The sequence below is a fragment of the Herbaspirillum camelliae genome (genome assembly GCF_001929405.1).
GTDB classification, from domain to species: domain Bacteria; phylum Pseudomonadota; class Gammaproteobacteria; order Burkholderiales; family Burkholderiaceae_D; genus Herbaspirillum; species Herbaspirillum seropedicae.
The window spans coordinates 4,794,908-4,809,469 of the sequence record NZ_KV880769.1 but is presented as its reverse complement, the minus strand read 5'-3'; the positions used below and the strand labels follow the sequence as shown (position 1 = coordinate 4,809,469).

Here is a 14,562-nt window from a genome sequence, read left to right as displayed (position 1 = left end):
CCAGGCCGAGACACTTATCGCAGGGTGGCTTAAAAAACGAGCGAATTTTGGGGTATAATTTGAATTTCCCGCATGTGCCGTCCGGCACTCATCTGTAATGACCAAGTTTGTATTTGTCACTGGCGGCGTCGTGTCTTCCCTGGGTAAAGGGATTGCCGCCGCGTCCCTGGCTGCGATCCTCGAATCGCGCGGCCTCAAAGTCACCCTCCTCAAGCTGGACCCCTACATCAACGTCGACCCCGGCACGATGAGCCCGTTGCAGCACGGTGAAGTGTTCGTCACCGACGACGGCGCCGAGACCGACCTCGACCTGGGTCACTACGAGCGCTTCATCTCGGCCAAGATGAAGAAGGTGAACAATTTCACCACCGGCCAGGTGTATGAATCGGTGATCCGCAAGGAACGTCGTGGCGAATACCTGGGCAAGACCGTCCAGGTGATCCCGCACATCACCAACGAGATCCAGGAATTCATCCATCGCGGCGCCGAAGGCTTCGAGGTGGCGCTGGTGGAAATCGGCGGCACCGTCGGCGACATCGAGTCGCTGCCCTTCCTGGAAGCGGCGCGCCAGCTGAGCCTGCGCTCGGGCCGCAATGCCACCGCCTTCGTGCACCTGACCCTGGTTCCCTTCCTGGCCTCGGCCGGCGAACTCAAGACCAAGCCCACCCAGCACAGCGTGCAGAAGCTGCGCGAGATCGGCATCTTGCCCGACGCGCTGCTGTGCCGTGCCGACCGCCGCATCCCCGACGACGAACGTGACAAGATCTCGCTGTTCTCCAACGTTCCCGCCGACGCCGTCATCTCGGTGTGGGATGCCGACAGCATCTACAAGATCCCGCAGATGCTGCACGACCAGGGCCTGGACACGATCATCTGCGAAAAGCTGGGCCTCTCGCCCAAGCCGGCCGACCTGTCCATGTGGGATAAGCTGATCGATGCGCAGAACAACCCCTCGCACGAAGTCACCATCGGCATGGTCGGCAAGTATGTCGACCTGACCGAGTCCTACAAGTCGCTGACCGAAGCGCTGCGCCACGCCGGCATCCATACCGGCAGCCGCGTCAATATCGAGTACCTGGATTCGGAAGAGATCGAAGCCAACGGCACCGACAGCCTGGACAAGTACGACGCCATCCTGGTGCCGGGCGGCTTTGGCAAGCGCGGCGTGGAAGGCAAGATTGCTGCCGCCCGCTATGCCCGCGAGAACAAGGTCCCCTACCTGGGCATCTGCCTGGGCATGCAAGTGGCGCTGCTGGAATATGCGCGCAACAAGGCCGGCCTGTCCAAGGCCAATTCGACCGAGTTCGATCCCGACACCGAGCAACCGGTGGTGGCCCTGATCGACGAATGGCAAAACCATGACGGCAAGGTCGAGCGCCGCGACGCCAACTCCGACCTGGGCGGCACCATGCGCCTGGGCGCGCAGACCTGCGCGGTCAAACCGGGCACCCTGGCCGCCGAGATCTACGGCGACAGCGTCACCGAGCGTCACCGCCATCGCTATGAAGCCAACAACTTCTACCTGAGCCGCGTGGAAGAGGCCGGCATGGTGGTCTCGGCCCGCACTCCGACCGAAGATCTGTGCGAGATCATGGAACTGCCGCGCACCGGCGAGAACGCTCACCCGTTCTATATTGGCGTGCAGTACCACCCCGAGTTCAAGTCCACTCCGCGTGACGGCCACCCGCTGTTCATTTCCTACATCCGTGCAGCCCTGGCGCATCACGCCCAGGCGCAGCAGGATGCCGCTGCAAAGGGCAAAGCATGAAACTGTGCGGATTTGATGTCGGGCTGGATCACCCGTTCTTCCTCATCGCCGGCACCTGCGTGATCGAGTCCGAGCAGATGGCGCTGGACACCGCCGGCACCCTGAAGGAGATCACGGCTGAACTGGGCATCCCGTTCATCTACAAGTCCTCCTTCGACAAGGCCAACCGTTCCTCGGGCAGCTCCTTCCGCGGCCTGGGCATGGAAAAGGGTCTGGAGATCCTGGCCAAGGTGAAGAAGGAAATCGGCGTGCCGGTCCTCACCGACATCCACGAGATCGACGAGATCAAGCCCGTGGCGGCCGTGGTAGACGTGTTGCAGACCCCGGCCTTCCTGTGCCGCCAGACCGACTTCATCCGCGCCTGTGCGCAGTCGGGCAAGCCGGTCAACATCAAGAAGGGCCAGTTCCTGGCGCCGCACGATATGGTCAATGTCATCGACAAGGCCCGTGCCGCCGCCAAGGAAGCGGGCCTGCCGACCGACCAGTTCATGGCCTGCGAACGCGGTGTCTCGTTCGGCTACAACAACCTGGTGTCGGACATGCGCAGCCTGGCCATCATGCGCGAGACCGGTGCTCCGGTGGTCTTCGACGCCACCCACTCGGTGCAACTGCCGGGCGGGCAGGGCACGTCCTCGGGCGGACAGCGCGAGTTCGTGCCGGTGCTGGCGCGCGCGGCCATTGCCGTGGGTATTTCGGGCGTGTTCATGGAAACCCACCCGAACCCGGCCGAAGCCAAGTCGGACGGTCCCAATGCCGTACCGCTGGCGCGCATGAAGGATTTGCTGGGCACGATGATCGATCTGGACCGCATCGTGAAGAAGGCAGGCTTCCTGGAAAACCATTTTTCCTGACCTGAGCATGAAACGGCTGCCGCCCGGCGGCCGTTTCATCATCGGCGCACGCGGTGAGGCTTGCATTGAAGAACTCACCGCTGCCCGTTCACCGGGCCTGCACCCGCCAACAATTTTTAAAACCTCGATGGAGATCTGGAATGAGTGCAATCGTTGATATTATCGGCCGCGAAGTGATCGACTCCCGCGGCAATCCCACCGTGGAATGCGACGTGCTGCTGGAATCCGGCGTGCTGGGCCGCGCTGCCGTGCCTTCGGGCGCATCCACCGGTTCGCGCGAAGCGATCGAACTGCGTGACGGCGACAAGAGCCGCTATTTCGGCAAGGGCGTGCTGCAAGCCTGCGAAAACATCAATACCGAGATCTCGGAAGCCATCATGGGCCTGGACGCCAATGAGCAAGCCTTCCTGGACCGCACCCTGATCGACCTGGACGGCACCGAGAACAAGAGCCGCCTGGGCGCCAACGCCATGCTGGCCGTCTCGATGGCCGTGGCCAAGGCCGCTGCCGAAGAATCGGGCCTGCCGCTGTATCGCTACTTCGGCGGCAGCGGCTCCATGCAGATGCCGGTGCCGATGATGAACGTCATCAACGGCGGCGCGCACGCCGACAACAACCTGGACATCCAGGAATTCATGATCATCCCGGTGGGCGCACCGAGCTTCCGTGAAGCCCTGCGCTATGGCGCCGAGGTGTTCCACACCCTCAAGAAGATCCTGCATGATCGCGGCCTGGCCACCTCGGTCGGCGACGAAGGCGGCTTCGCCCCCAACGTCTCCAGCCACGAAGAAGCCATCAAGCTGATCATCGAAGCCATCGAGAAGGCTGGCTACGAGCCGGGCACCCAGATCGCCCTGGGTCTGGACTGCGCCGCGTCCGAGTACTACAAGGACGGCAACTACCACCTGGCCGGTGAAAACATGGTGCTGACCCCGGCCCAGAAGACCGGTTTGCTGGCTTCCTGGTGCGACAAGTACCCCATCATCAGCATCGAAGACGGCATGGCCGAGAACGACTGGGCTGGTTGGAAGCTGCTGACCGAAACCCTGGGCAAGAAGGTCCAGCTGGTGGGCGACGACCTGTTCGTCACCAACACCAAGATCCTGAAGGAAGGCATCGACAAGGGCATCGCCAACTCGATCCTGATCAAGATCAACCAGATCGGCACCCTGACCGAGACCTTCGCCGCCATCGAAATGGCCAAGCGCGCCGGCTACACCGCCGTGATCTCGCACCGTTCGGGCGAAACCGAAGACTCGACCATCGCCGATATCGCCGTGGGCATGAACGCCCTGCAGATCAAGACCGGCTCCATGTCGCGTTCGGACCGCATGGCCAAGTACAACCAGCTGCTGCGTATCGAGGAAGACCTGGGCGACATCGCCAGCTACCCCGGCCGCGCTGCGTTCTACAACCTGAAGTAAGAAGCTTGCGGCGCCGACCCTAAAGGCAGGCGCCGCATCGAGAGCTCCCGGCTATGCGCCTGATCATCCTCTGCCTGTCCTTCCTGCTGGTGCTGATCCAGTATCCGCTCTGGCTGGGCAAGGGCGGCTGGTTCAAGGTCTGGGAGCTCGACCGCCAGGTGCAACTGGCGCACAAGAAGAACGACGAACTCAAGGAACGCAACGCCAAGCTGGCCTCTGAAGTGGATGACCTCAAGCAGTCCAAGGGGGCCGTGGAAGAGCGTGCGCGTTTCGAGCTGGGCATGATCAAGCAGAACGAGATCTTCGTCCAGCTGCTCGATGGCAGTTCCGGCAAGCCCGCCGGCGCCGTCAATCCCAATCCCTACATGCCCGGTTCCGGGCAACCCAATAGCGTATCGGTACCTGCCAATGCGCCGAGCTCGCCTGCCCGTACGGCTGCGCGCTGAGTGCGCCGGTCCTCGACGCCTTCACGAGCAACTGCATGAGTCCTGATACACCCCTGAGCCTGCTGGGCCTGAGCACCACGCCCCTGGAGCTGGTTTCCTTCGGTCTGGCCGTGCTCACGGTCTGGCTCAATATCCGCCAGAACCACTGGGCCTGGCTGTTTTCCATCCTCTCGTCAGTGCTCTATGCGGCCGTCTTCGCCGATGCTCGCCTGTATGGCGACGCCGGGCTGCAATTCGTCTTCGTGGCGGTCTCGATCTGGGGCTGGTATCAATGGCTGCGCGGTGGCGTAGCGCACCAACCGCTGGCGGTCTCGCGCCTGCAGCGCGGCGGCTGGGGGCTGATGCTGGCGGCCTGGCTGGCGGGATGGTGGCTGCTGTCGTGGTTCCTGCAACGCTACACCGACACCGATGTGCCGCACATGGACGGCTTCCTTACGGCGGGCAGCCTGGTGGGGCAGTTCCTGCTCTCGCGCAAGAAGATCGAGAACTGGCTGGTCTGGATCGCGGTGGACGTGCTCTACGTGGGCCTGTATGTCTACAAGCACCTGAGCCTCACCGCCATGCTCTACGCGCTCTTCGTGCTGATGGCCGCGGCCGGCTGGCGCAGCTGGCGCCGCGCCGCTGCCCAGGCGGGCAGGCCGGCCTAGTTGCCCAACTGCTCCGGTGCGGGCGGGTCGGCGAAGACGATGCGGTTCTTGCCGGCGTTCTTGGCCTTGTACAGCGCTACGTCGGCGCGCTTCAACAGGTCGGCCTGGCTTTCCCCAGGGTGATACACGGCCACGCCGGCGCTGAAGGTGATCAGCAGGCGCTGGCTCTCATGCATGAAGATGCGCTTGGTCAGTTCGCGCTGCACGCGGGTGATGATCTGCACCGCATCCTGCGGCACCGTCTCGGGCATCAGCACCAGGAATTCCTCACCGCCGAAGCGGGCGATCACATCCAGCTTGCGCAGCGTCTCGCGGATCACCTGCACCATGTGCACCAGCACCTCGTCACCGGTGGCATGGCCATGGGTGTCGTTGATGCGCTTGAAGTCGTCCAGGTCCAGCAGGGCCACGCACAGCGGCGTGTCGCGGCGCAGGGCGTTGGTGATCTCGCGGTCCAGCGACTCATCCATGCCGCGCCGGTTCAGGCTGCCGGTGAGCTGGTCTTCGCGCACCAGTTCGCCCATCTGCAGCAGCTGCTGCTCCAGGGTCTGGATGCGTTCCTCGGCTTTTTCCACCTCCTGGCGCGCATCTTCCATGGCGTCGCGCGAGCGGGTGGCTTCTTCCTGCGCCTTCTGGGTCTCGGTCATGATCTCGCTCAACACGCTGTTGAGGTCGGCGATGTTGCCCGCCTGGCTGATCTGCTGCGAGAAACCACGGATGGTGCGCTGGTAGTTGTCGGTGGTGGAGACCATCGCCGAGAGCCGGTCCACGAAGGTCAGCATCATGTTCTTGACCACCACCTTTTCCTCGGACAGGGTGTTCTTCAGCAAGCCCTGCTTGTAGATCACTTCCTTGAGGTTCTTGGTGGCGTCGGCCAGCGAGGTCGTGCTGAGCGGGCCGGCGATGAGGCTTTGTACGGTCTCGATCTGGCTGGACAGCCAGGAGCCTTGCTCAAGCAGGCCATTGATGTTTTCCAGCAGCAACTGGAACAGGCGCATCAGCAGGTCTTGCTGCTGGGCCATGTCGTCGGTCTTGAGTTCGATCTGGAAGCTCAACTGCTTGACCCGGGCGATGATCTCGTTCATCGCCTGTTCCGAGAAGGCGGTCTTGAGCTCCTGGCCGCTGTTGCGCGATTCATTGGCCAGTTCCGGTGCGGTCGACAGCAGCGACGGCAGGTTGAACACCAGCACCCTCGCCAGCATTTCGCGCAGCATCTTTTCCTTCTTGCTGTCGCGGATGAACTCCCGTTCCAGGTCGATGGGCACCAGCTCGCCATGCTGCACCTGGGGTGCAAGAGGGCGGTTCTGCCAGTTTTCTTCAGCGAACTCGATCAGCTGGCGCTCGAATTCGACCCAGTCATTGTTCTCCCTGGCGCGCACCAGGCGCGTACCCAGCAGGCCGTTCTCACCGGGCTGGCGCGAGAGCTTGGTGGCGAAAGCCGCCAGTACGGTCTCGGCGCTGGCGCCGGCTCCGTCACCCTGGATTTCTTCATAGGCGATGCGATAGGCATCCGGGGTAGGCGCGATGCGCCGGGCCCCGAGCCGCTGGAAGGCTTCACGGGCAATCTCGACGGGCGTGAGCGTGGACGGTTTCTTGGACATGCCGACTGACAGTGTTCAGTGTTGTTGGTGTAGTTGTCTTGGTGCCACAGGGATCGTGCTATCGGTATCGGCAGCGTAGCGGCCAGGCTTGAGCGCCGCCGGCCGCCTGATGCTCTCCCAGCGTGCTGCAAACGGGGGAAAGCGACGATGCATTCTACGTCAGCCGGCATTGGCTGCATCCCTTTAATAGCGGGAGAAAACGCCCGCATCGGCCCGCATCAGCCGGCCTGGGAGCCTGTGCGGATTGGTGACTTTTCCTTCTTTTACTTTTATTCCACCAAGGCGTTCTTGAGCGCGTAATGGGTCAGCTCGGCATTGTGGCGCATCTTCATCTTCGACAGCACCCGCGAGCGGTACATGCTGATGGTCTTGACCGACAGCGTCAGCTCGGCGGCGATGTCGCTGACCGTCTTGCCGGAGGCGATCATGACCATGGTCTGGTATTCGCGATCGGAGAGGGTCTCATGCAGCGGCGTTTCGTGGTCGAAGCCGATCTGGTTGGCCAGCTCCTGGGCCAGCGAGGGACTCACGTACTTGCGCCCCGAGGCCGCCTGGCGGATCGCCGCCAGCAGTTCGGCCGGCGCGGCCTGCTTGTTGAGGAAGCCCGCCGCCCCGGCCTTGAGGGCGCGGATGGCGTACTGGTCTTCGCGATGGATGGACAGGATCAGCACCGGCAGCTCCGGCTGTTCCTTGCGGATCTGCTTGAGGATGTCGATGCCATTGCGGTCCGGCAGGACGATGTCCAGCAGCAGCACGTCGCCATTGCCTTCACGCGCCAGCTTGATGGCTTCCAGGCCGTTGGCCGCGTTGCCTGCGACCATGATGTCCTTGCTGCCCGCGCAGATCTGACGCAGGCCTTCGCGGACGATGGCATGGTCGTCGGCGATCAGGACCTTGATGGTGGCGGTGACTTTCTTGCTCATGGGCGGTGCATGCAGGGCGGATTATTCAAAGCGTATTCTCTTGGCTGCCCACAGGCAGGAGCAGGCCGTATTCTATAGCGTTCACTCAGCGCGCAACAGGGATGAGCATTCTGATGACCGTGCCGCCGTCCTGGCCGGCCTCGATGAAGAGCTCTCCGCCCAGCGCCTGCACCCGTTCGCGCATGTTGCGCAAGCCATGTCCGTGGTGCGTGGCGTCGCCCTTGGCGTGGGCAGGCGCGATGCCGCAGCCATCATCGGCGATCTGCATTTCCAGCCTGGCTTGGCGCATCCGCAGGTCCACCCTCAGCGCGCTGGCGCGGCCATGGCGCGCGGCATTGCTGGCCGCTTCGCGCAGGATGCGCAGCAGGCCCAGGATCAGGAAGCGATCTTCCTGCTCCAGCGCGGGCGGACCATCCAGCTGGCAGCGCATGCCGTACTGGCGCTGGATCTGCTGGCATTGCCACTGCAAGGCGTCGAGCAGCCCGAACTCCACGATCGGTGGGTGCAGTTCATCGATGATGCCGTGCATGCTGGCCATGGCTTGCTGCAGCAGTTGCCGGGCCTGTTCGGCCTCGGCCAGCGGGGCGGCCAGGCCTTGCGCAGCCAGTTGCTCCTGCAGGCGGCCCAGCGCCATGCCCACGCCCGCCAGAAGACCGCCCAGATCGTCGTGCAGGTCGCGGGCGATCCGTTCGCGTTCCTGTTCGCGGATATGCACGGCAGTGGCAGAGGGAGGAAGAGGATGTGACATGAACGCAGCTACAAGCGAATAAAGCTTCATCATAGCGGCCTCCCGCCTGCAGGTCATCCGCCTGTACCTGCCAATTGGCCGGGCGAGGGCGCTTGGGGCTGCAGCAAGTGCAACAGGAATCGCAACAGTAAACACAACAACAAGCGCAACAAGATAGGCGATAAGTGTTGTCTAAAGTATAATTCCGCTCGCAGTGGGGGCGGTCCGGGGGAGTTTGCCTGTTCAGGCGAGCAGCGGGCCGGATGAGCGAGCACGAGCGGTTCGGGAGGGAACGCGTGGAAAGTATCCTGTGGGCAATGGACCTGTTGGCGGTCCTCTACCTGTGCCGGTGGGCGCTCAAGAACGACCGGCGCGATCCGGGCGAGCAGTAGTCGCAACCGGAGCCCAAGACCCGCCATGCGCGACATCATCCTGCTCTGCGTACTGCCTTTCCTGCTCTACGCCACCCTGAAACGCCCCTTCATCGGCCTGGGCCTCTGGATCTGGACGGCCATGTTCTATCCCAATGCCTGGGTCTACGGCATGGCCGCCGGGATCCGCTACAACCTGCTCATCTCGGCCTCGGCCATCCTTTCCTATCTCTGTTCGCCCAACAAGAAACGTTTCGAGGTCGGCAATACCGGCGCCTTCGTGCTGCTGTTCTTCGCCTGGACCACGGTGACCTCGGTGTTTGCCCTGGCCATGCCGGACCGGGTGTGGGGCTTCTGGAACGATTTCCTCAAGACGGTGGTGCTGTTCGTGCTCATCACCCTGGTGCTGACGAAGAAGGAGCACATCGAATTCGTGCTCTGGTGCCTGGTGCTGTCGGTGGGTTTCTACGCCGGCCTGGAAGGCCTCAAGTTCATCGCCAGCGGCGGCGGCCACAAGATCGAAGGCTTCGCCACCCACACCCTGGGCGACCGCAACGAGCTCTCCATCGCCTTCGCCATGATGCTGCCGCTGACCTTCTACCTGCTGGCCGAATACGGCAAGCGCTCGCGGCTGCTGCGCCTGGGGCTGCTGGGCAGCATCCTGCTGCTGGTGGTGTCCATCATCGGCACGCAGTCGCGCGGCGGCTTCATCGCCCTGACCGTGGTGGGCGGCTATCTCTTCCTCAAGAGCCGGCGCAAGATCCTGCTGCTGGCCTCGGTGCTCATTGCCGGCAGCCTGGTGGTGGGGCTGATTCCCTCCGAGTGGTTCCATCGCATGGATACCATCGAACGGGTCGGTGGTGACAGTTCCTTCATGGGCCGGGTCGTGGCCTGGAAGCTTTCCACCCTCCTGGCCTTGCAGCATCCGCTGCTGGGCGGCGGTTTCAAGTCGCTGGAATATTGGCCGGTGTGGACGTTGCTGTCGCTGGATTTCCATACGCTGTCCTTCTTCCCGAGCGGCGATGCGGTGCCTGACACGCGCGGCGCGCATGCCGCCCACAGCATCTATTTCCAGGTGCTGGGCGAGCATGGTTTCCCGGGGCTGCTGCTGTTCCTGTGCATCCTGGTGACCGCCTTCCGCAAGGCGGCACGCGTGGCCCGCACTGCGACCGAGGTGGGTGCGCCGGAATGGATCGCCAGCCTGGCCACGGCGCTGCAGCTCTCGCTGTTCGCCTATTGCGTGGGCGCGGCCGCGCTCAGCTTTGCCTATTTCGACATGACCTATACCTTGTGCGCGCTGATCGTGGTCCTGGAAAAACGCATCCTGCCCGCCTATCTGCCCGGCCAGGGCAAGCCCGGAGGCCTCGCATGAACCAGAACGTCATCAAGGCCGTGCTGATCCTGCTGGTCATGTTCGACCACAACGAATACGCCCACCAGCTCTTCCCCTTGTTCCTGACCGGGTTCGCCTTCCATGTCCTGGGCTTTCTGGCCTTGCCGCTGCTGCGGCCTGCGCCGGCGCTGGACTGGGACTATGTCGGCAAGATCGTCTGCCGCTACTACTATCCCTTCCTCTTGATCGTCTGTGCCATGGCCGTCCTGACCATGGTCACGCAGATCGGCGTATCGATGGCGGCAGCGGGGCGCTTGCTGCTGGCCCTCTACAGCGGCAACAACGACGCCCTCAAGAACGCCACCCAGATGGCCTTGCTGTGGTTCCTGCCGTCCTTGCTCTCCCTCCTGCTGCTGCGCGCCTTCATCGATGCGCGCAGCCCGGCGCTGCGCCGCATCTGCCTGCTGGTGCTGCTGGCGGCGCACCTGGTCATAGGTCCGGTCGCGCCGTTCATCCGCGACTATCTGCCGTTGGGCCTGCTGCCAGCGGTCTATGCCTTGCCCTTGTGTTACCTGCTGGTGTGGCTCAACACCCATTGCAGCGCGCGGCTAGGCCCGGTGGCGGGGGTCTTGCTGACCGGACTGGTGTTCGTGGCGGTGAAGGCCGCGCAGATGAAGGCGGGTCTGAGCCAGGAGCTGGGGTTTGCGCTGGTGAGCGACTATCGTAGCCTGCCGGCGCTGTTGCTCAACGACCTGGAATCGGTGTGCGGGGCGCTCATGCTGTTCCAGCTTGCGCGCCTGCGCCTGCCGGCGCTGCTGGCCTGGGGCGGACAGCATACCTTGCCGGTCTACCTGATCCATCCCTTTGTCGCCCTGATGGTATACCGGCTCTGCGAGAAGGGCTTGCCGCAAGTGGGGCAGGGCAGCAAGTTCGTGCTGTCCATGCTGGCCACGATGATCATCAGCATGGGCCTGGCCCACGGGCTCATGCGCCTGGGCGGGGTGCGCCGTTTCGTTTTTCCTGGCGATGCGGCAACTCTGCTGGGGCGGAAGTGAATTCTCATGTTTTTATAAAAAGCGTTTGCATTGAGCAAAAAATCCCTTATAATTTCATTCTTTCGCGGCTGTAGCTCAGCTGGATAGAGTACTTGGCTACGAACCAAGGGGTCGTGGGTTCGATTCCTGCCAGCCGCACCAGATATAAAGGGTCCATCGCAAGATGGGCCCTTTTTTCTTTCTCCCTCCGTCTTTCCCCCCCCCCACACCACCTTTCCCGCTGCCGTGCATTACGATGCGGCTGCATCAGCCGTTTGTTCCTATCTTCCTGTTATCTTGCGGCAACTTTCGTCAAGGTCGCCTATCGTCTGCGCGCGACATTTTTGTCATCCTTGTTGACGAAATATAAACACTTGCTTATCCTGCCACTCAATCAACCAGGCGCGATCTCGTTTTGCGCGTTTGGTTCGGGGGAAATCTCACTTCATTGACGACAACAAAAAGGAAAGTCCATGCGGCCTCAACTCGTGCGCTATGCCAGCTACATCCTCGCCTCCACCTTGTTGCTGGCAGGTTGTGCCAGCCGTCCCGTGGCCGATACCGCCAGCACCCCGGCTGCGGCCGTCAACAGCGAGTATCGCATCGGACCGGGCGACAACCTCAACGTCATCGTCTGGCGCAATCCCGAGGTCTCGCTGGCGGTGCCGGTGCGTCCGGATGGCAAGTTCTCTACGCCCCTGGCCAACGACATCGAGGCTAGCGGCAAGACTCCCAAGGAGGTCGGCGCTGAGATCGCCAAGGCTTTGGCGGCCTACATCACTGACCCAGTGGTCACGGTGGTGGTAACGGAGTTCTCGGGCGTCTACGGCGACCAGATCCGTGTCATCGGTCAGGCCGCCAAGCCGCAGGCGCTGCCCTATCGCAAGGACATGTCACTGCTGGATGTGATCATCGCTGTGGGCGGCACCACCGAGTTCGCCGCTGGTAACCGCGCCAACGTGATCCGCCTGGTCGACGGCAAGCAGACCAAGATCGCTGTGCGCCTGGACGACCTGATGAAGGATGGCGACATCTCCGCCAACCTGGCCATGCGCCCGGGCGACATCCTGGTCATCCCCGAAAGCATCTTCTGATCGACGGGGATCAGGTCGCATCGCCTGACCTGATCCCGTTGGCCTCTGCCTTTGCCTTTGCCGGCGCCCGCCGGCTCCTCAGTGTCAGTTGGTCTTGCCAGCGGTGCGCGGTATCACCGAAAACTGCGGCCCCAGGCCATAATCCGGCTTGACCGTGCGCCGCATGAACTTCTCCCAAGCCTGTTTCGCCCCAGGCGCATCGCTGTCGACGCTGTAGGCCAGGGCCGGCTGCAGGTTGGATGGAAATCCGGCCGGCTGGCTGGAATAGCCCGTCATTTCTCCTCCCCGCAATTTCAGCTGCTGCGCCATGGCGTCGCTGGCGCAGGCCGTCTGCGCCAGCGCCTGTGCGTTGTCGCGGTAGTTGGCGGCTAGCATGGCCTGGTAGGCCTGGCCCAGGTCGGTGTAGAGCGCCGCATTCTGGTCGGGCCGCACCGGGATGCTGTAGGCCGCGCCGAAGATCCAGCAGTAGCCGGGATGCGTCATCCGCGCCACCGGGAAGGCCGCCTTGTAGCGCAGCAGCGGCAGGGCTTCCTGGTATCCAAGATCATTCAGATAACCTATTGAGGATGTGAAGAAATCATCCATCCAGGGGGCAATCCCGGTGTTGCCGTGATAGACGATGGCGTTATCGACGATGATGCCCAGGCGGTTGGCCTGGCTGTTGTTGACGTATTGCGCGGTGTACCAGTCCAGGTTGTTCTTGACGATGTCCTGCAGCTCCTTCTTGAGCGCATCGTCGTCGGGCGTGATGTAGGCCGCCTGGCCCAGGCTGCGCAGGGTCCAGGCCTGGTCGCGCACCTGGCTGCGATGCACCAGCCCTTGGGCGTAGCCGCGATAGGCGGGATTGCTCTTGAACACCGCCCAGGTGGCCCAGAACTGCAATTCCTCGAGCTGGTAGTAGTCGCCCGTGAGCAGGTAGGGCAGGTAGTTCATGGCCGGCATGTGGGCCGAATCGGCGATGTTGGGGTTGCTGCAGCCCTGGCAGGGCGGAAAGGCTTCGCTCTTGCCGGTGCGCGGATTGCGCGCATCGCCGGGCTGGCCCAGCAGGGTCAGGGCGGGGAAGCGCGAGAGGCTCACCGGACGGTCGCTGCCGCGGTCGCGGTAGTGGATCGACCAACTGCCTGCCAGGTCGCCGGTGCCCAGGCTGGCCTCGCGCGCGCGGCGGTCCATGCTCAGCAGCCAGAGCACGCTCCAGCCCGGCAGCAGGCCGATATCGGGGCGGCCCCCGGTGGTGGGCATGGCCGGGTTGGCCACGCCGGCGCCCATGGGTTCGGTCTTGGGACCGCTCCAGGCGCTGGCCAGGTCGCGCAGGGCTTTTTCAGCCACCATGCTGCTGCGGTCATAGTTGGGCAGGGCGCGGCTGGCGATGAGGTAGGCGGTGTCGCTGCGCACATTGACCTGCGGCGCGGCCCCGCGCCAGAACAGCTTGCGCCAGCGCGTGTGGTGATAGTGGGTCAGGCCGGTCTTCTCGTAGACAGTGTGGCCGTCCAGATCGATATGGACGTCGTAGCTGAAGTTGCCCGGCGCGGCCTCGAACGCCCAGTCGTTTTCCACCGTCACATCGACCCGTACGCCCCCCTTGCGGCCATAGTCGCGGATGGCGTAGCGCACCTGCAGGTGCGGATGCGGCCGATTCTGGGCGTCCAGCAGCGGCGCATTGACCAGCCATTCGGTGACCACTGCACCGTCCAGCCACAGCCGGTAGGCCCCTTGCTGCAAGCCCTGGCGCGGGCTGGCGCGGTAGCTGCGGCCATCGATGGTGATGGTCACGCTGGCGTCGAAGGGCTCGGCGAGCAAGGCCTTGAGGCGTTCTGCGGCCAGGCTGGCTGCCTTGCTCTTTGCCTTTTCCGATCCCGATTCTGTGGATTGCGCCGGCTGGCCCGGGCCTGCTTCCATCTTCAGCTCCAGCGGCTTGCCTTCGGCCAGCACTGGCAGCACCGTCGACAGGATGGCGTGACGTACCGAGCCATCGGCATGCCTGGCTTTGATGTCCAACTGCAGTGGCAGGTCCTGGCCGTCTGCAAGCTTGAGCCTGATGGTGCTGTCACGCTTGAAGTCGCCGGGCTTGAAGACTTGGCCGAAGGTGAGGGCGACGTCCTTTTGCTCGGTCCGGGCGGTGTTTTCGATGCGCACGGAGGGCAAGGCGGGTGCCGGATCGGGGGTGGCAGCCTGGGCCGGGAGCAGGCCAGGCAAAGCCATCCAGGCCAGCAGCAGGAAGGAACGTAGCAGCTGCCGGAATTCTTGACACGGACCCATGATTTTTCCCTTGAGAATTTTATAAGTGATTGATTTTAATAATGTTTAATTATTGGCACAGTGCTTGCTTAGATGTCTGGGTGTCCA

General features: G+C 63.2%; 13 protein-coding genes and 1 tRNA gene. 10 read left to right on the top strand and 4 right to left on the bottom strand.

Translation table 11 applies throughout. The features are described 5' to 3' along the window. Positions 1 to 97 precede the first annotated feature (97 nt). The 6 genes from BGK68_RS21490 to pnuC are packed head-to-tail and all read left to right on the top strand — an operon-like array spanning position 98 to position 5,136. Positions 98 to 1,768 carry a CTP synthase gene (locus tag BGK68_RS21490; RefSeq protein ID WP_075258748.1) on the top strand — a complete coding sequence of 557 codons (1,671 nt, stop codon included), beginning with the start codon at positions 98 to 100 and terminating at the stop codon, positions 1,766 to 1,768. Then, on the top strand, positions 1,765 to 2,619 hold the full coding sequence (gene kdsA, locus BGK68_RS21485; protein WP_013234744.1) for a 3-deoxy-8-phosphooctulonate synthase: 855 nt from the start codon (positions 1,765 to 1,767) through the stop codon (positions 2,617 to 2,619). The genes BGK68_RS21490 and kdsA overlap by 4 nt, the downstream gene beginning before the upstream one ends. A gap of 7 nt (positions 2,620 to 2,626) precedes the next feature. Next, positions 2,627 to 2,776: a hypothetical protein gene (locus tag BGK68_RS27895; protein ID WP_158035495.1), complete on the top strand. Its 150-nt coding sequence runs from the start codon at positions 2,627 to 2,629 to the stop codon at positions 2,774 to 2,776. Continuing rightward, on the top strand, positions 2,760 to 4,043 hold the full coding sequence (gene eno / locus BGK68_RS21480) for a phosphopyruvate hydratase (RefSeq protein ID WP_013234743.1): 1,284 nt from the start codon (positions 2,760 to 2,762) through the stop codon (positions 4,041 to 4,043). The genes BGK68_RS27895 and eno overlap by 17 nt, the downstream gene beginning before the upstream one ends. Before the next feature lie 53 nt (positions 4,044 to 4,096). Then, on the top strand, positions 4,097 to 4,489 hold the full coding sequence (gene ftsB / locus BGK68_RS21475; RefSeq protein WP_075258747.1) for a cell division protein FtsB: 393 nt from the start codon (positions 4,097 to 4,099) through the stop codon (positions 4,487 to 4,489). A gap of 35 nt (positions 4,490 to 4,524) precedes the next feature. Then, complete coding sequence (gene pnuC / locus BGK68_RS21470; RefSeq protein ID WP_075258746.1) at positions 4,525 to 5,136, top strand: nicotinamide riboside transporter PnuC; 612 nt, start codon at positions 4,525 to 4,527, stop codon at positions 5,134 to 5,136. On the opposite strand, the gene BGK68_RS21465 is transcribed toward pnuC, so the two are convergent. From BGK68_RS21465 to BGK68_RS21455, 3 genes are all read right to left on the bottom strand, one after another. Continuing rightward, complete coding sequence (locus tag BGK68_RS21465) at positions 5,133 to 6,737, bottom strand: GGDEF domain-containing protein (RefSeq protein ID WP_075258745.1); 1,605 nt, start codon at positions 6,735 to 6,737, stop codon at positions 5,133 to 5,135. The two genes, pnuC and BGK68_RS21465, sit on opposite strands and share 4 nt — an antisense overlap. A 269-nt stretch (positions 6,738 to 7,006) precedes the next feature. Continuing rightward, positions 7,007 to 7,660 (bottom strand): response regulator, encoded by a 654-nt coding sequence (locus BGK68_RS21460; RefSeq protein ID WP_075258744.1) that lies wholly within the window; start codon positions 7,658 to 7,660, stop codon positions 7,007 to 7,009. A gap of 85 nt (positions 7,661 to 7,745) precedes the next feature. Then, positions 7,746 to 8,408, bottom strand: coding sequence for a sensor histidine kinase (locus tag BGK68_RS21455; protein WP_075258743.1), 663 nt, complete (start codon positions 8,406 to 8,408; stop codon positions 7,746 to 7,748). Positions 8,409 to 8,804: 396 nt separating this feature from the next. Here BGK68_RS21455 and BGK68_RS21450 point away from each other — a divergent pair, with 396 nt between their 5' ends. From BGK68_RS21450 to BGK68_RS21435, 4 genes are all read left to right on the top strand, one after another. Beyond that, complete coding sequence (locus BGK68_RS21450) at positions 8,805 to 10,130, top strand: putative O-glycosylation ligase, exosortase A system-associated (protein ID WP_075258742.1); 1,326 nt, start codon at positions 8,805 to 8,807, stop codon at positions 10,128 to 10,130. Continuing rightward, on the top strand, positions 10,127 to 11,146 hold the full coding sequence (locus BGK68_RS21445; RefSeq protein WP_075258741.1) for a hypothetical protein: 1,020 nt from the start codon (positions 10,127 to 10,129) through the stop codon (positions 11,144 to 11,146). The genes BGK68_RS21450 and BGK68_RS21445 overlap by 4 nt, the downstream gene beginning before the upstream one ends. 64 nt (positions 11,147 to 11,210) lie before the next feature. After that, a tRNA-Arg gene (locus BGK68_RS21440) sits at positions 11,211 to 11,287 on the top strand. Between the two features lie 311 nt (positions 11,288 to 11,598). Beyond that, positions 11,599 to 12,219, top strand: coding sequence for an XrtA/PEP-CTERM system exopolysaccharide export protein (locus BGK68_RS21435; protein ID WP_075258740.1), 621 nt, complete (start codon positions 11,599 to 11,601; stop codon positions 12,217 to 12,219). 84 nt (positions 12,220 to 12,303) lie between these two features. Here the strand turns inward: BGK68_RS21435 and BGK68_RS21430 are convergent, their stop codons facing one another. Then, positions 12,304 to 14,475: an RIFT barrel domain-containing protein gene (locus tag BGK68_RS21430; protein WP_233149377.1), complete on the bottom strand. Its 2,172-nt coding sequence runs from the start codon at positions 14,473 to 14,475 to the stop codon at positions 12,304 to 12,306. Between the last annotated feature and the right edge of the window lie 87 nt (positions 14,476 to 14,562).